This window comes from Paraglaciecola sp. L3A3, from assembly GCF_009796765.1.
Lineage (GTDB): Bacteria > Pseudomonadota > Gammaproteobacteria > Enterobacterales > Alteromonadaceae > Paraglaciecola.
The window spans coordinates 134,840-152,196 of record NZ_CP047023.1; the positions used below are offsets into that span (position 1 = coordinate 134,840).

Below are 17,357 nucleotides of genomic sequence, written 5' to 3' on the forward strand. Positions count from 1 at the left end.
ACTAAATTCCGTCTCCAAATTCATGTAAACCACATTCTCTTTTTAAGCCTAAGAAACGAGTGTCTTGCTCGTTCATGCCCTCTTCTAGAGAACGAGTACTATGCCAATCACCAATTGACACATAACCTTTCTCCCACAATGGATGATAAGGTAAATTATGCTCCTTAAGATACATGTGTACATCCCGGTTTGACCAATTAATTATAGGATAAACTTTAGCTTGCCCTTTAAGTTGTTGGATAACAGGCAATTTTTCTCGCATGTCAGATTGACTTCGACGCAAGCCAGCAAACCAGGTTTTGATTTCCAGTTCTTTTAAGGCGGTTTGCATGGGTTCAACCTTATTCAAGGTATTGTACTTTTCAATTCCTTCCAAACCTTGCTCCCACATCTTGCCCATCTGAGCTTCTTGCCATGCAGGAGACATCTTGGCGCGGTATACCTGTAAATTAAGTTTCAGGCGTTCAGTTAACTCATCAATAAATTGATAGGTTTCAGGGAATAAATAACCCGTATCGGTTAATACCACAGGAATATCAGGAAATTCTTGAGTCACCATGTGTAACATGACAGCCGCTTGTGCACCAAAACTTGAAGACAACATAAAGTTACCTGGCAAGTTATCTAGGGCCCAAGTCACTCTTTGCTGAGGAGTTTGTTGCTCTAAGCTCAGATTGATTTCTGCAAGCGCTTCGGCCGAGAGGAAATCTCGACCGAATGCGGCATTAGGCTGGAAGTTGTGATTCATCATGAAAGTCCTTGGCTGAATTAACAACCGGCTTAACTATTTCAGCTCTGATAAGAAAATCACCAAATGCTTCGTCTGTATTGCGTTCTTTTGCCCAGCGGCCAATCAACTCATCTAACTCTTGCATTATCTGCTGTTCGCTGATGTTTTCTTTATACATGCGAGGTATACGTAATCCTTGACGATCACCACCTAAATGGAAGTTGTATTTACCCGGGCCTTTGCCGACTAAGCCCACTTCAGCTAACATGGCACGACCACAGCCGTTAGGGCAGCCAGTAACACGGTAAATTATACTTTCGTTAGCTAAATTGTGTTTTGCTAACAAGCCTTCGATTTCGGTCACAGCACTAGGTAAATAACGCTCTGCTTCTGCCATGGCTAATGGGCATGTAGGTAAGGCTACACATGCCATAGAGTTCATACGCTGAAGGCTGACACCATCGTCAATCAAGCCATGTTCACGAGCAATCGATTCGATTTGTGCTTTAAGCTCTTTTGGGACGCCGGCAACAATCAAATTTTGATTGGCTGTAATACGAAAATCACCTGGGTGAATTTTGGCGATTTCTGCACAACCTGTTTTAAGGGTTTTACCTGGGAAATCTAAAATACGGCCATTTTCGATAAACAAAGTTAGATGATGTTTGCCGTCTATACCTTCAACCCAACCAATTCGATCGCCACGGCTAGTAAATTCGTAAGGTCTACTTTGTGCAAATTTTATAGCGGCACGTTTTTCAACTTCAGCTTTAAAGTTTTCAACACCGACTCGTTCTAGTGTGTATTTTGTTTTGGCATTTTTACGGTTAACACGGTTTCCCCAATCACGTTGGGTAGTCACAACGGCTGCTGCAACAGCAAGAGTGTGTTCTAGGCTGATAAAACCAAAATCATCAGCTTTACGCGGGAATGTGTCAGTATCGCCATGGGTCATAGCTAAGCCACCGCCCACTAAAACGTTAAAACCAATTAGTTTGCCATTTTCAGATATCGCCACAAAATTTAGATCGTTAGCATGCACATCAATATCATTATGAGGCGGTATCACTACAGTAGTTTTGAACTTACGAGGTAAGTAAGTGCTACCTAATATTGGCTCTTCTGTAGTTTCTGTCTTTTTCTCATCTAACCAAATTTCAGCATAGGCACGAGTTTTAGGCAGTAAATGTTCACTGATTTTTTTCGCCCATTCGTACGCTTCTTGGTGTACTGCAGATTCTACAGGGTTAGAAGTACATAATACGTTACGGTTTACGTCACCTGCAGTAGCAATTGAGTCCATGCCTATTTGATTAAGCATTTGGTGCATAGGTTTAACGTTTGGTTTTAATACACCATGAAACTGAAAGGTTTGACGTGTAGTTAAACGTATGCTGCCATAAATGCTTTTTTCTTTAGCAAATTTGTCTATGCCTAACCATTGGTCAGTAGTAATAATACCACCAGGCAAACGGGCACGTAACATTACATTTTGTAATGGTTCAAGCTTTTGTTTGGCACGCTCTGCACGAATATCACGGTCATCTTGTTGATACATACCGTGGAAACGTATTAGTTGGAAATTATCACCAACAAAAGCGCCAGTAAGATCATCTTTTAAATCTTCTGCAATGGTGCCACGTAAAAAGTTACTTTGCGTTTTTAGGCGCTCATTGTCGGCAAGTTTGCCTTCAACTATGAATTTTTTGTTGTCAGTGCTCATTAGTACACATCCTTCTGATAACGTTTAGCACGGCGCAAGTCATTAATATATTGCTCGGCTTGTTCTTCAGTTTTACCACCATGTTCAATGGCAATTTTGACTAGAGCGTCTTGTACGTCCTTAGCCATATGGTTTGCGTCACCACACACATATAGGTGCGCGCCGTCTTCTAACCATTGATATAACTCCGCGCCTTGTTCAAGCATACGGTGTTGAACATAAATCTTTTGTTCTTGGTCGCGAGAGAATGCCAAAGTAACTTTATCCACTACGCCGTCTTTAACAAAACGCTGCCATTCTGTTTGGTATAAAAAGTCTTGGGTGTAATTCGGATTTCCAAAAAACAACCAGTTTTTACCTTCGGCTTCGTCCGCTTCACGTTGTTGCATAAATGCACGGAATGGCGCAATACCTGTGCCTGGGCCAATCATGATCACTGGGGTGTTACCATCTTCAGGTAAACGGAAATTGTCATTTGATTCAACAAATACTTTTACTTCACCACCTTCATTAAGGCGTGTAGACAAGAAACTTGAGGCGCCCCCTTGATGAGATTCACCATGAGCTTCAAAATCAACTAAAGCCACGGTTAGATGCACTTCGTCTTCAACCTCTGCTTGGCTAGAAGCAATTGAATACAATCTTGGCGTTAACCCTCTAAGGGTATCTATAAATTGTTGAGCTGTGACTTTAGCTGGGTATTGACGAACAATATCGATAATTTGACGTTCGGCTAAAAATTCTCTCAAGGCTGCTTTGTCTTCTAATAAAGCAGTTAATTCAGCATTATTGGCAAACTCAGCATAAGCTTTGGCGAAGGTAGGGTAACTCTGGGTTAATTCTAATTTTTCAATCAGTAACTCTTTGACTGTGTAATCTTCTCCAGAGAATTCTACTGAGCTATCACCGTCTACAGCGAGTAGCGTTAACAGTTGATCTACAAGCTGTAGGTCATTGGTAAACCAAACACCTAATGCATCACCTGGTCTGTATTCAATTCCTGAATCTTCAAGAGAGATTTCAATATGGCGAATATCTTTAACTGAATCACGACCGGTAATTTTTTGGCTTTCTAATAAATACGCTGAATAAGGCGCTTTTTTAGTATAAATATTGCCACCAGTACTTGAGCCAATTGCTATAGGAGCGGGTTGCGTCGCTTCTGCCGTCAAAATGTCTTTAACTTCAGCTGTTACGTTGTCAAACCAAGTGGTAGCAATGGCGTCGTAATCTACATCACAATCAACACGATCTAATAGTCGTGTTGCACCAGCATTCGCTAAGCGCAGATCAAAGTCTTTGGCTGTTTGACAGAAAAATTCATAGCTACTGTCGCCTAAACCTAAAACGGCGAACTTCAAATCAGGTAATTTAGGGGCTTTTTTACCGCCTAAGAAACTATGGAATTCGACTGCATCATCAGGTGCTTCACCTTCACCGTGTGTGCTGACAACAATAACTAGGTGGGTTTCACTCTTAAGTTGCTTAGCTTTATAATCAGCCATATTCACTAATTTGGCAGGAATATTTAAGCCATCTAACTTGGCTTTATATTCTTCGGCAACTGATTTTGCATTACCAGTTTGTGAACCATACAAAATAGTTAAAGATTGACCAGCAGTCACTGTGGCTTGAGGTGCCGCTACAGTTTGACCTGATTGAGCCAAGCCCGCAAAATAACCACTTAACCAGGTAAGTTGTTGTGAATTTAAGCCACTAGTAGCTTGATTTATTTGAGTCCACTGAGATTCATTTAATCCCGCGGTAATACCCATTGTTTGGTTTGTTGATGAAGTCATAGAATCGCTAACCTTTATTAATACCCATATAGGTTAGCGTTCTATTATCATAACCGGAAAGAATAAAAGAAACTTTTTTATAACCAAATCTAATGAAATTAAAAATGTACCTCTAATCCAGCAAAAGGTCCTTTAAATTCTAAATCAGAATGGATGTTGTTACTGTTATCGCTGTAATCTAATTCCAGTGATACGGCGCGGTAACCCACTTGAAAAGTTACGTCTAATGCTAAGTTTTCCATTAGGCTATACGTGACCACAGCTTGATAATCTGTCAGTGTATTATCATCCAAGCTCAAATAACTGCCTTCTACATAAGCCCCAAAGCCGGTAAAAGGAATGCCCAATGCTAATCTAGAATACAACATAGGCACAGGCACTGAAAAGTCTATATTTGCAGTTCGATCAGGATCAGCTTTATCATCCGTCACCATAAACTCACCATCTAAATATTTAGCGTTAATACCAAAATCAAAACTAATAAGATCATTGTCGAAAAATTCATAATACAAAATAATGTCAGTGGCGGTTAATTGAATGTCTGCGTTGACTTCTGAGTTACTGGAATATAATTTACCACCAAAGTTAAAATTTGATTCTAATGTGACATCCCCGTCAGTGCTCATATCAGTTCTTTGAACTTTTATATTTGGTATAAGGGGAATAGGGTGTTCGAATGCCACATAAATATTAGATTGGGCTTTATCTTCAAAATTAAAATCTCTATTGTCACCACCGTCAGAAAAACCGCCTGTAGTTTCCATATTCCAACCTTGTGCGCCTGCGTATAACCCTAATAGTGTGTCTGCTTGACTAGAAAAGCTAGAACACAAAGTAACTATACCTAAAGTAATCGCTGTTTTTTTCATTGTTTATCCTTGATTTAACAATTCGCTGAGTTCAATTAATGCTGCATTTGCTCGAGATATATAGTTTGCCATAACTAAAGAGTGATTGGCTAACATGCCAAATCCGCTGCCGTTTAATACAATTGGGCTCCATAGTGATTCTTGGGTGGCTTCTAATTCACGAATAATTTGTTGCAGACTAACTTTAGCATTTTTCTTTTCGAGCACATCAGCAAAGTCTACTTCTACACCTTTTAAAAAGTGCAATAAGGCCCAACTGGCGCCCCTAGCTTCATAAAAATTATCGTCTAACTGCCACCAACTGGTTTTTTCACTTTGCTTGTTGGCTGAAGGAGTTGATTGCAGTGCTTGTGCGTCTCCAGCTAAGTTGGTGTCTAGGCGTTCTTGGCCCACACTGACACTTAATCGTTGAGAAAAACTACCTAGACGCTTTTCTATTTGTTTTAAAAAATCTCTTAAATTATCAGCTCGCGCGTAAAACTGTCCTTGTTGTTGCGTGGTGTCAGACAGGCTACTCCTATATTTGTATAAATTATCGATACCCTCTTGATATTTGGATTCTGCAGAAGGTAATATCCAGCTTAAACTATCGTTATTGAAGAGCGGTTGCGCTTTAGTTAAAAATGTATTTTCTACAGATTGACTTTGAGAGCGACTGAAGTCTTTTCGCATGGCTAAGGCTAAGTCTCGAACCATTTCTAAAGCGCCAAACTCCCAACTTGGCATATTGTCCATCATTACGCTGGGCGGGATCACATCATTGGATAAATACCCTCCTGATTTATTAAGTAAGGTTTCGCTGACTACAATTAGGCTAGTGGTAATGGTGTAACCAGGTACAAGGCGTTCTTGGTTCGCTTCCGCTTGTTGATTAGCTATGGCAAATGGCTCGAACGTGTCGGGTTCGACACTCCAAAAAATAGACAATATCCATAATAAAAGAATAAATATGACAGCGAAGCTTAATAGCCATTTGGGGGTTAGATATTGTTTCATTGCTGTTCCTTAATGGTGATGTTTATGAGCTGAAGGACGTTCAACTTTAGCTGCGAAAGAAATCGTTTCTCCGCTTTGGGTTTGTAAACTGATAGATACTGTTTGCCCTTCTTCTAAAGGTTTATTCAAACCAAACAACATTAAGTGTAGTCCACCAGGTGCGAAACTAACGCTTTGCCCTGCAGGGATTTTTACTTCTGACTGTTGTTGCATTTTCATCATACCGTTTTGGTGAACATGGTTATGTATTTCAGTTTTACCTACAAAGTCTGCGGCTGCATCCACTAAGAACTCATCCTTATCAGACTTATTTTGAATCGTAAAGTAAGCGGATGTATTGGCTACGCTTGGAGGTAAAAGTCTAACTGTTGCTTGGCTTATTATTAGTTCAGCAAAAGCTAGATTACAGATAAAGCTTAAGCCCAATATGGCAATTCGAAACATAATTAATTGTTCTCCTGATCAACTTGATTTTATTATTCAGTAAATCGCCACAAGATGCCAATTAATAAGCGGGTGTTTTCTTGTCCTTAACTAATAAAAATATAATAATTGCCAATAAAATGGCTGGCCAGAATACACTTAAACCTGCCACAAATAGGCCAATGGTTGCGGCCAAAAGCGCTAAAAATATGGCGCCAAACAGGCTTATAGCTACAATAAAGCCAACAACTACCAGTAAAACAATTACCCCTGTTATAGCTAACACCGCAGCTAAAGGCTCTAGATTTTTATTGTCGAAAGACATATTCCAATTAAACCATTCGTTTGCAAGCATTCCAAAACAAGAGGTTAAGACAATAGCGATGAGAATGGCTAAAATTAAATTTTTCAAAATTGTATCTTCCTAACGGCTTGGAATTAGGATAGTTGCAGTAATATATGCAACGGCTGTGACGACAGGTAAGGTCAAAAGACATACTACAGCAGCTACTCGAACGGCTAATCTTGGTACATCCCAGTGTTTAGCTAAACCACTACACACTCCAGAAACTTTGCGATGTGTTCTATCTTTATACAGCCTGTTTATTTCAAAATAATGTTTCATCATTTTCTCCTGAAAGCAGTTGTGGCAACAAAACTATCGCCACATACTTAATTATGCACTTCTGATTTGTAGGATCTTAGGCGACCTTTTTACGTAACTCGGCTAACTCTTGTTCTATTTGGCTTGCAGATTCAAGCGCTTGGAATTGAGCATTCAAGCCTTGTGAATCGTTCACTAAGTCATATGCGTCTACTTGTGATTCTAAGTCGTCAATTTTACGTTCGTATTGTTCAAACCTAAGAATAGCGTCTTCAATTTTCACCGAGTGGGTTTTGTTTTTAGCTGTGATACGTACTGCAGCAGAACGTTCTCTGATGATTAGCGACTTTTGTTTACTACGAGCTTCAGTTAACTTATCGTGCAATTTGCCTGTGTCTGCTTGTAATTTAACTAAAGACTCTTCAACAGTGGCCATTTCTGCCGTTAAAGAGATTAACTTTTGTTGGCTAGCATGTTTTTCTACTAAAGCTAATTTAGCTAAGTCTTCTCGGTCTTTTTCCATGGCTAAGCTGGCTTTTTCTTGCCAGTCCGTGCTTTGTTTAGTTAACGTTTCTATTTGCCTTTGTAACTGTCGCTTCTCAGCAATATTAGTGGCTGCAACCGAACGCAACTCTACTAAGGTTTCTTCCATTTCTTGGATAAGTAGCTTAACGACTTTTACCGGATCTTCAGCCTTATCTAAAATTGCATTGATGTTGGCTTGCACTATGTCTGACATTCTTGAAAACATACCCATTTTGATTCCTCCACAGATTAATGAGTTTTACTGCTGGGCTATTCCAGCACTAAACTAGTTATTACAAGTCGTATGCCAAGTTAATCATTAGTCGTAAGCGATTGTTTTTATTGTGGTTGATTGAATTCATGGAAAGTGCTTAAATATATGAAATGGTCAAATTAACCACTGACTTAGTTAAATTAGCCTAAAAGTAAGCAGCTGATTTTTTCGCAATTAAATAATCATTTGAATGGCCAACATCTGCAAAATTGCAGAGAACCTAAGAAGGAAAAAGTAGGATATTGAAGTGAATAAGTATGAGAACTTTAAGAAAAGTGGTCAGGAAATATATAAAACTAAAAACGGCCAATAGTACAATTAGAGACCGTTGTGATAAAGGTTAATGGCAGAGGCTTTATTCACTTTAAGATGGTTATGAACCGCGTTAATAAAGCTAAGCAGTAATGCCCCTGTTAGATATGTTATAACAGGCAGAAACAGTAATATCAGCAAAGAAGATTGATAAAACATAATTACTCCTTTTATAGTTTGTTAGCTTTTTCAATTTTGTTTGTTTTTGTTTTAATATCCGTGATAGTAACTTGTGTTTTTACGGTAGTGGCTCCATTTAAGTTCACTTTTTGTGCGCTATTGATCACAGATTCACGCACATCATTCCGTAACTCTTGTTTGGTCAGTTCCATAACCTGATTTACTAAATGGTTAGTGTAACTTTGAAGGGACATGGTGGTCGCATGAGATGTAGAACTTATAACAAGGCCAAGTGTTAAAGCGAAGACAGCAATTTTAGATTTAGTGAACATGATAATTTCCTTTATTTAGTTAACACTGCTGACTTCTTTTTAGCAGCTAATTGTTTATTCCATGTATCTATAGCGATAGTTATGCCAACTGATTGTTATTATTTAAGTTATTGATTTTAAGTGTTTTTATGTGGTTCGTTTGAACTGGAGAGCAAAGGGGATAATTATGAAAACGATAATGTGGTAACTTTAGCCAAGAAGTTGGTCAAAATAACCAACTGCTTGAATTCGCTTTGTTTAGTTGCTTAAGGGAGCATTTCTGCTTGAAATTGTGTCGCTTTTGTTTGAGCTTCTAACAATACGTCAAGTGCATCGGTGAGTAGCTCAATACCTGCCTCTTTATGAGTACCGTTTTGGCTTAAGTACCTGCGCCAAATTCGCCCACCAGGTTGGCCTTGAAACAAGCCCAGCATATGCCTGGCAATCTGCCAAGGGCGAGCGCCTAATTCAATTTGTTGTTCAACATAAGGCAACATGGCTTGCACTATTTCGACTCTGGTTTTGATTGGCGCGCTATCTTGATAAAAGCGTTGGTCTACTTCCGCCAAAATATAGGGGTTACTGTAGACTTCTCGGCCAATCATTACACTGTCTATATGTTGTAAATGTTCAGCGGTTTCTTCTAGCGTGTTGATTCCGCCATTAATACCAATATGCAAATTGGCAAACTCTTGTTTTAGCTGATACACACGGTCGTACATTAATGGCGGCACATCACGGTTTTGTTTAGGGCTTAAACCTTTTAACCAAGCTTTACGGGCATGCACCACAAAAGTCTCGCAGCCTGCACTAGCCACTATATCAATAAATAGGCTTAAGTCTTTGTACTCATCCATATCATCGATGCCAATTCGAGACTTAACCGTAACAGGAATGTCCACCTCGGCTTGCATGGCTTTAATACATTCAGCAACAGTGTTTGGTTCGGCCATTAAACAAGCACCAAAGCGACCGTTTTGCACTCTGTCCGAAGGACAACCCACATTGATGTTCACTTCGTCGTAACCATATTCTTGGGCTTTTACCGCGCACCGGGCCATATCGCTAGGATCTGAGCCACCTAGCTGTAAAGCCACAGGGTGTTCTGCTTGGTTATAAGCTAGATAATCGCCTTTACCAAAAATAATCGCCCCTGTGGTAACCATTTCCGTGTACAGCAAGGTGTGCTGAGATATTTGCCGTAAAAAATAACGACAGTGTTTGTCGGTCCAATCGAGCATAGGGGCAACGGAAATTGTGCGGTTTAATGGTGGGTTCATCTGTGACCTGAGTTGCAAGATTGAAAAGGGCGCGAATTTTAGCTGATTTTATCGCCGCACACTAGTGGTAGTGACTGGTGATTTGGGTTACTCGCTTTTGCTTATATTTAAGGAATTTATAAAGCCGCTATAATTTTGCTAGCGGCTTTATTGAAAACCAATTTACTCTTGGCTTCTATTCACTCTTAACCAATAAGTTAAATACATAAATCCACAGCCTAGTAATGTTGGGATAAGGTTAATTTTAGCTAGCAGTAAGTTTGGTAATGTATCGAGTTTAGTATTTTGTAAAATAGACAAGTGCAGCATAGAGCTTTCCCCCTGACCTACTTCGAAAGAGAAGTAGTCTTTAATGCTTTCGAATAAAAATCTGCTACCAATACCTAGATAGTCAACAGCAAATGCTTCAATCATAAGCAAGATAATAACAGGCAGTATGACCCATGCACTTGGTGCTTTTTTCGCAAAGGCAGAAGCTAACATTAGCCAAGCATAAACAGGAAAAATCCATAGTGTATATAACAAAAAGTTCAATAATGTATAGGCAAGATAGGTAAATTCTTTTAAGATTTTTGCCCACTCAAAGTCAACTGATGCATCAAAACCAAATATAGCACTGACTACGACTATTAATGCTAGTACCAGTGAAAATACCATTGATATTAAAATGGCTGCTCCGGGGATTATAATTGCGCCTACAAATAGCTTGATTGCAACCGTTAACGCATCAGATACAGGTAGTGAGCGCCAAAAAAAGATAGACTTATCACGCCTGTCATCATGTAAACAACTGACAAAATAGTGCCACTGAACCCAAATCGCAATAAATAGTAATGCAACGAATAACATACCCGTAAAAAACAGACTCAAATCTATGCCTGCAGAGCCACTATTGATGCCTACCACTTTAAAACTTGGCACAAGTAGCCAACTGGATACTGTGACTAAAAACATCAAGCCAGCAATTGCCGTAGGTAACCATAAGATGCTCTTTTCATTTTCCCATAGTTCTCTTTTAATACTCGGAATAATTTGTTGAAAACTCATAGTTGCTTCTCCTGGCTCATCACACCCACAAACACATCAGCTAAAGTAGGTGTTTGTATTTTACCCAAGGCTTGTACATCACCTGATATAGTTTTATCAAATAACATGCTGGTAATACCCATCATGCTATTAGCAAATAAGGGTTGATAAGATTTAGCTTGTTCTAGATTCTCTGATTCAACCGCCACTAATTGAAAGCGCTGGCGAATGTTATCGACACTTTCAGTGAAGGCAATTTTTCCTTCTTTAATGAAAGCCACATCAGTCAAAATATGTTCGATTTCTTCAATTTGATGGGTGGTAACTATGATGCACTTGGTTTCATCGTAAAAATCTTCCAGTAAATGACGATAAAACTGACGACGAGTTAATATGTCCAAACCCAAAGTTGGCTCATCTAAAATCAATACTTTAGCGTTTATAGCCAACACCAGTGCTAAATGCAGTTGCGTGACCATGCCTTTAGACAAGGCTTTCACTTTGGCATTAATAGGGATATTGGTTTTAGCTAAAAACTCTTCGGCCTTTTCGCGGCTAAAATTAGGATGTACACCTTGCATATACGTCAGCGCTTGCGACACTTTGATCCACTTTGGCAATACAGCCACATCGGCAATATAAGCCACGTCTTGCAACATTTTTTCTCGGTTTTTATGGGGGTTATAGCCCAATACGTCAATTTCACCTTGAAAACTAATTAAGCCTAACAAGGCCTGTAAACAAGTGCTTTTACCCGCACCATTGGGCCCTACTAGGCCCATTATTTGTCCTGCATGCACCGTTAAATTTACATCGGTTAACACAGGTTTTCTTTGATAGGATTTAGTTAACCCTGAAATAGAAATCATGTTGCTCATTATTTTTCCTCCTTGATTGGGCTTAACAGTTCATCAATATCTATATTTAAGCGGCTTATTTGACTCATTATTTGTGGCCAGTCTTTGCTTAGAAATGCTTGTTTTTCTCTGACTAATATTTTCTCTGGAGCGCCAGTTTTGACAAACAAACCTTTGCCTCTTTGTTTTTCAACAATCTGCTCGTCTTGTAACATTTGATAGGCTTTTGAAATAGTAATTGGGTTTATCTGTAATTCAGCCGCCATTGTGCGTACTGAAGGTAATGCTTCACCTTCCTTAATATGCCCGTCGATAATGCGTGTGATTACCTGCTGATATAGCTGTAAATATATCGGTGAATCTGCATGCCATTGAGTTGTCATGATCTTTCCCTTCTAAAATTAACGTTTGTGTTATACATCACCAACACACTAGGTGTAAACTAAAAAGTTAAAATAATCAGATTCGTTAAGGGAGGTTTGCGACTTTGATGAGTTCAGAGAAGCATTCTTTGGCTATTCATCTGTGTCACCAGCAAGTAAAAGAACTAGCATTTGATTAAAAATAAAATTAAATTTACTTTTAATGAGAATAAAACTACTAAACCATATAAGTTAATTAAATTTGACTTATAGGCTTTGTCGCACTATTTTATGTTTAAAAGTAAATGTTAGTTAACTTATATGAATGATTCAGTTAAAACAAACAGAACAGGTAAAGCGGTTAAAGCAACCCCTATGCCTAATTTATCAGAGCGCTTTTCACCAAGTCAGCTGGCTGAAGCGATCACCGCAAAGCGCACTGGAATGAAGTTGTCTCAGGTGAATGTATCTGAAGCAGTCTCTATTTCTAAGCCCACACTGGTGAAAATAGAAAAAGGCGATACTAACGTAAAGTTAGCAAGCTTGCTAAACGTAATGGAATACCTTGGCCTGTCATTTAGCCTTCTTTCTGATGACGGAATGACTTGCAAAGCAAAAGGCTTGAGTGATGACTGGTACTGATGTAAATACTCTGCACGTTTATATTGGTCATTCTCGTAAAATTGCAACCATTGTTATTCCAGTAGGCTCTGAAACAGAGTTAACCTTAACTTACGAGCCTGACTGGGTTATAGAAGGCTTTGCCATCTCTCCTCACTTGCCACTTAATGGTGAGTTTGAGCATAGGTCGGTGCGTAACTTTCTACAAAACTTGCTACCTGAAGGAAAAGGGCTTGAAGAGCTCACCAGCAATACCACTATTTCTAAAAATAACACCTTTGGTCTTATCAAGATCATTGGCGCTGATACCTCTGGCGCGTTGTCATTTACGAGTCAAAACAATACTCAAACCGAAACTTCATTTCGGGAAGTCACTAATGCGGAGTTAATCGAAAAACTAGCTCGTTTTAAGAACGCTGGAGAATCAATTACCTATTGGGATGGTCGTACAAGGCTATCAGTCGCGGGTGTACAAGATAAACTTAACTTATTAGAGATAGATGGCAAATTAGGGTTTGGTGAAGGGCAACTTTGTTCTAATAAGATCTTCAAGTTTGAAACGGGGAAAGCGCCGTTTATTGCCGTTAATGAACTATTTACCATGTTACTAGCAAAACATTCGGGTATCGATGTGCCAGAAGTGGAAGTGCGAAAATATGGTGAGGTGAGTACTTTTGTGATTGACCGTTTTGACCGTAAGTTAATAGCTGAGCAACAACGTGTTCTGCGCCGTCACGTTATCGATGGTTGCCAAACAACAGATCTTCCCCCCTCATATAAGTATGAGCGCCAACATGGAGATGATGGTGATGGCATTTATATTCGTGATGGCGTGTCCTTTTTGAAGTTATTTGCTATAAGCACAAACAATCCTGAAGCCTACCAAACACAACTGGTGCGCTGGATGACCTTTAATATTCTAGTTCGTAACTACGATGCCCACGGTAAGAACATTAGTTTCTTTGTGGGTAAACAAAGCTTAAGCCTTACGCCATTTTACGACCTAGTGAATATTGAGGCCATCATTCGTGAGATCCAAGCAAGGCAAAAAAACAGTGGCCTAGATAACACTCAAGTGACAATAGTGAACCATTTTGCTATGTCAATTGGCGAATATGGTACAGGCAGTAGAGGTAACTTTAATCCTCCATTTACTGCTTATATGCTTGCCGACTTTGCCCAAGAATTTGGCATATCACTCGCACGTTTGCAGTTATTGATGTCACAAATGATCAAGCAAGTGCTAACGTCGATAGAATTGGCAAAAGCGGATGCACTTAAACAAGACTTAACAGACTCTGAGATTGGGCATATAGATATTTGTATTCAGATCATTTTGGAGTCAATAGAGGAATTAAGTACAGAGGTGAGTCAAATAACGGACATGAGCGACTTAATTTAGGGCAGGTTTCTGGCCATTGCCTTTGATTTCATGAAAGTGGAGTGGCAAAAAAATAGATAAATTAAATCTATTTATTTATTTTGCTTGTGTTTAAAAAATTAAAAAAGCCGCTGTCAGTTATTGAAAGCGGCTTGGTATCAGTTTTTAGAAAATGGCTATTCTAGGATATTACCTTCTTCATCTAACTCAACAATTTTATCGAATAAAGGTTTAAGGTTGTCTAATAACTTTGCTTTATCACCTACCACTACGGTGATCATCTCATCTAGCTTGAGATGTTTTTTAGCCAAATTATTCAATTCTTCCTGAGTGATATTAGCCAATATGGCGTTTTGTTTATCTTTAAAACTTTTATCGAGCTGGTAGGTCATGATTTCTGATAAGAAACCTAGTTTTTGTCCTGGAGTTTCAAAACTTCTTGCGTCTCTTTGACCAATAGCACTTTTCATAAATTGCAATTCTTGGTCTGTCATACCGTTTTTAGAAAATTCGGCTATTTCGTTTCTAAATTGTACTATTGAATCCACGGTTGTGTTGGCACGTACTCCAGCTCGAGCCCAGTATAAACCTTTAAAACTATTACCAGAGAATGATGAACGGGCTCCATAGGTATAACCTTTATCTTCACGTAAATTTAAATTAATACGGCTATTAAAGGCCCCCCCTAAGTTGTAGTTCATTAGATCTGCGCGGTAGAATTCGCCAGTTGCATCATAGGTTAGTGCTCGTTTACCTATACGAATTTCTGATTGAGCTGCTTCGGGCTTATTAATAAAATATAAGGTGCCTCCAGCTAATTCTGGGAATGATTTAAGCGCAGGCATTTCACTTGTTTGGCCTTGCCACAAATCTAAAGCTGATAATGTAGTTTTAACCTGTTTAGATTCTAAGTTGCTGACCACAATAAGTTGGCTATGTGCAGGACCATAATGCTTGTTATAAAAAGCTTTCACGTCATCTAGTGTTATATTTTCTACTGTGTCAATTGTGCCGTTATCTGCATGGGCAAAATTATTATTATGGCCAAATAATAAGGTGTTAAACACATTGGTTGCCGTTACGCTGGCATCTTTCTTGGCATTCTTTAATCCTTCAATTTGTTGTTTTTGCAAACGAATAAAATCGGCCTGGTCAAATTTGGGTTGAGTGAGCTTTTCGATAGCAATCGCTAAAGTGGCAGGTAAATTTTTGGTTAAACTTTTGATATTTACTGTAGTGAATTGATCGCCCGCGCCAAAACTAACTTGTGAACCTAATTTTTGTAGTTGATTGGATAAGTCTTCGGCAGTAGAACGTAAGGTATCTTCGCCCATCATAGCTGCGGTTAATGCAGCTAAACCTAATTTATCTGTGCCTTCTCTGGTTTGCCCAGCAGGGATACGTAAAAGGATTGAAGTGGTAGGTACTTCATCATTTACTGCGCCTAAAATTTCTATGCCATTTGGGCTGGTGGTACGGTATATATCAGGTACGCTGATACTCGGGTTTTTACCAGGTGCTGGGATTACTGAACGATCAAAATCAGAAGTGCCAGGGCGTAAAGTTAACTCGGTAGTATCATTATCTTCAGGAATATTGCGTGTATAACGCTGCCAAGTATCAGGCTTAATAATTTTGTCTTTCTGGCCCTTGGGCACAATACTCATGATAACCGCGGGTTTATTTTTGATATATTTTTTATAGACTCGCATCACGTCGTCTTTCGTGACATTTTCATAACGAGCTACATCATCGCCAATGCCATTAGGATTGTTGCGGAATGTCTGATAAGCGGCTAGTTGACTAACTTTACCACTGACACTTTCGAGTCCGTATATCATGCCTGATACAATTCCGGCTTTGACTCGCTCAATATCATCATCTTCGGCGCCACCTCGAGCTTCAAATTCTAATAATGAATCACGAGCAATCTGTTCTAGTTCCGCTAATGTAGTGCCGGGAGTAGGTAAACCTAATAGGGTAAATTGACAACTTAGTTCCTGACAACCATGACCAGCTTGCGCTTGTACGGCTTTGCCATTTTTCACCATATTTTTATACAATAATGAGGTTTTACCCGAGCCCAAAATTGACATCAATACATCAAGGGGGGCTTCGTCTGGGTGATTAATATGTACCGTAGGCATGGCCATATACATCAAGGGTAATGACACGTTGTCTTCTAGAGAAATATATCTGTCTTCGGGCAAAGTAACATCAACATATTCTGGCTCCGCAACTTCTGGGCCTCTTGGGATGCCGCCAAAGTATTTTTTGACCCAAGCTAAAGTTTGCGCTTCATCCATGTCTCCACCTATGGTTAGGGTGGCATTATTAGGTCCGTACCAGCGTATGAAAAATTTCTTCAAATCGTTTAAATCCGCGCGATTTAAATCTTCGATGTAACCTATGGTTAACCAAGAGTAGGGATGACCTTCAGGGTACATAGCTTCGTTAATACGTTCACGTAATAAGCCGTAAGGACGATTATCGACTCGTTGACCTCTTTCGTTTTTAACGGTTTCTCTTTGGTTTTCAAATTTCTCGGTAGTGACTGCATCGAGGAAAAAACCCATACGGTCAGCTTCTAACCACAACATACGTTCAAGTTGGTTTGAGGGGACGGTTTCGTAATAATTGGTTCTATCTGTGCTGGTGGAGCCGTTAAGGGTACCGCCTGATTCTGTTATCAAAGAAAAATGTTGTTCGTCAGCTACATTCTCTGAACCTTGAAACATCATGTGTTCAAAAAAGTGAGCAAAACCTGATTTACCAACCTCTTCTCGAGCAGAACCTACATGGTAAGTGACATCCACATGCACTAAAGGATCGGATTTGTCTGGGTGTAAAACAACTGTTAAGCCGTTGTCTAATTCATACTTTGTAAAAGGAATGACGAGTTCGCCTGCTTTTTGACTAACAGAATCTATTTTTTTGATACCCGTAGGCAAAGAAATGGATTGGTCGGCTGCTTGACTAGATGGATGCTGTGATTCTTTCACGCTACAAGCACTTAAACTAATGATAGTGGCAAGACTTGCACTGAATAATATTTGTTTTTTCAAGAGAACTAATACCATTTAAATAATTTAGGAATAAATAATGATACATAAATTGCTCTAGTTAAAGCCCTATTAATCGAAC

At 39.3% G+C, this 17,357-nt stretch carries 17 protein-coding genes; 2 read left to right on the plus strand and 15 right to left on the minus strand.

Translation table 11 applies throughout. From position 1 onward, the window contains the following. Position 1 precedes the first annotated feature (1 nt). The 14 genes from GQR87_RS00520 to GQR87_RS00585 form a co-directional block, all read right to left on the minus strand. Entirely contained in the window at positions 2-748 is a 747-nt protein-coding gene (locus GQR87_RS00520) for a phosphoadenylyl-sulfate reductase (protein WP_199271721.1), read from the minus strand. Then, the gene (gene cysI, locus GQR87_RS00525; protein ID WP_158965501.1) at positions 726-2,453 is read right to left on the minus strand and encodes an assimilatory sulfite reductase (NADPH) hemoprotein subunit; all 1,728 of its coding nucleotides are present in this window, start codon (positions 2,451-2,453) and stop codon (positions 726-728) included. Before cysI ends, GQR87_RS00520 begins: the two co-directional genes overlap by 23 nt. Beyond that, positions 2,453-4,252 (minus strand): assimilatory sulfite reductase (NADPH) flavoprotein subunit, encoded by a 1,800-nt coding sequence (locus tag GQR87_RS00530; RefSeq protein ID WP_158965503.1) that lies wholly within the window; start codon positions 4,250-4,252, stop codon positions 2,453-2,455. Before GQR87_RS00530 ends, cysI begins: the two co-directional genes overlap by 1 nt. 98 nt (positions 4,253-4,350) lie before the next feature. Beyond that, a complete protein-coding gene (locus GQR87_RS00535) occupies positions 4,351-5,121 on the minus strand; it encodes a TIGR04219 family outer membrane beta-barrel protein (protein ID WP_158965505.1) in 771 nt (256 codons plus the stop codon). A gap of 3 nt (positions 5,122-5,124) precedes the next feature. After that, positions 5,125-6,117: a DUF2333 family protein gene (locus GQR87_RS00540; RefSeq protein ID WP_158965507.1), complete on the minus strand. Its 993-nt coding sequence runs from the start codon at positions 6,115-6,117 to the stop codon at positions 5,125-5,127. 9 nt (positions 6,118-6,126) lie between these two features. After that, complete coding sequence (locus tag GQR87_RS00545) at positions 6,127-6,561, minus strand: copper chaperone PCu(A)C (protein WP_158965509.1); 435 nt, start codon at positions 6,559-6,561, stop codon at positions 6,127-6,129. A gap of 61 nt (positions 6,562-6,622) precedes the next feature. Further along, positions 6,623-6,952 (minus strand): hypothetical protein, encoded by a 330-nt coding sequence (locus GQR87_RS00550; RefSeq protein WP_233267361.1) that lies wholly within the window; start codon positions 6,950-6,952, stop codon positions 6,623-6,625. Positions 6,953-6,964: 12 nt separating this feature from the next. Then, a complete protein-coding gene (locus GQR87_RS00555; RefSeq protein ID WP_158965511.1) occupies positions 6,965-7,165 on the minus strand; it encodes a PspC domain-containing protein in 201 nt (66 codons plus the stop codon). A 76-nt stretch (positions 7,166-7,241) separates the two neighbouring features. Beyond that, complete coding sequence (gene pspA / locus GQR87_RS00560) at positions 7,242-7,901, minus strand: phage shock protein PspA (protein ID WP_158965513.1); 660 nt, start codon at positions 7,899-7,901, stop codon at positions 7,242-7,244. Between the two features lie 524 nt (positions 7,902-8,425). Beyond that, entirely contained in the window at positions 8,426-8,707 is a 282-nt protein-coding gene (locus GQR87_RS00565) for a hypothetical protein (protein ID WP_158965515.1), read from the minus strand. Positions 8,708-8,952: 245 nt separating this feature from the next. Beyond that, entirely contained in the window at positions 8,953-9,966 is a 1,014-nt protein-coding gene (dusA, locus tag GQR87_RS00570) for a tRNA dihydrouridine(20/20a) synthase DusA (RefSeq protein WP_158965517.1), read from the minus strand. Between the two features lie 162 nt (positions 9,967-10,128). After that, positions 10,129-11,013: a hypothetical protein gene (locus GQR87_RS00575; protein WP_158965519.1), complete on the minus strand. Its 885-nt coding sequence runs from the start codon at positions 11,011-11,013 to the stop codon at positions 10,129-10,131. Then, a complete protein-coding gene (locus GQR87_RS00580; protein WP_158965521.1) occupies positions 11,010-11,870 on the minus strand; it encodes an ABC transporter ATP-binding protein in 861 nt (286 codons plus the stop codon). Before GQR87_RS00580 ends, GQR87_RS00575 begins: the two co-directional genes overlap by 4 nt. Further along, positions 11,870-12,232 carry a GntR family transcriptional regulator gene (locus GQR87_RS00585; RefSeq protein ID WP_158965523.1) on the minus strand — a complete coding sequence of 121 codons (363 nt, stop codon included), beginning with the start codon at positions 12,230-12,232 and terminating at the stop codon, positions 11,870-11,872. Before GQR87_RS00585 ends, GQR87_RS00580 begins: the two co-directional genes overlap by 1 nt. A 300-nt stretch (positions 12,233-12,532) precedes the next feature. Between GQR87_RS00585 and GQR87_RS00590 the strand changes: the two genes are divergently transcribed. Together GQR87_RS00590 and GQR87_RS00595 are read left to right on the plus strand one after the other, a co-directional pair. After that, positions 12,533-12,853 carry a helix-turn-helix domain-containing protein gene (locus GQR87_RS00590; protein WP_233267362.1) on the plus strand — a complete coding sequence of 107 codons (321 nt, stop codon included), beginning with the start codon at positions 12,533-12,535 and terminating at the stop codon, positions 12,851-12,853. Then, positions 12,837-14,234: a HipA domain-containing protein gene (locus GQR87_RS00595; RefSeq protein WP_158965525.1), complete on the plus strand. Its 1,398-nt coding sequence runs from the start codon at positions 12,837-12,839 to the stop codon at positions 14,232-14,234. Before GQR87_RS00590 ends, GQR87_RS00595 begins: the two co-directional genes overlap by 17 nt. A 155-nt stretch (positions 14,235-14,389) precedes the next feature. Here the strand turns inward: GQR87_RS00595 and GQR87_RS00600 are convergent, their stop codons facing one another. Further along, a complete protein-coding gene (locus tag GQR87_RS00600; RefSeq protein ID WP_158965527.1) occupies positions 14,390-17,278 on the minus strand; it encodes a pitrilysin family protein in 2,889 nt (962 codons plus the stop codon). Between the last annotated feature and the right edge of the window lie 79 nt (positions 17,279-17,357).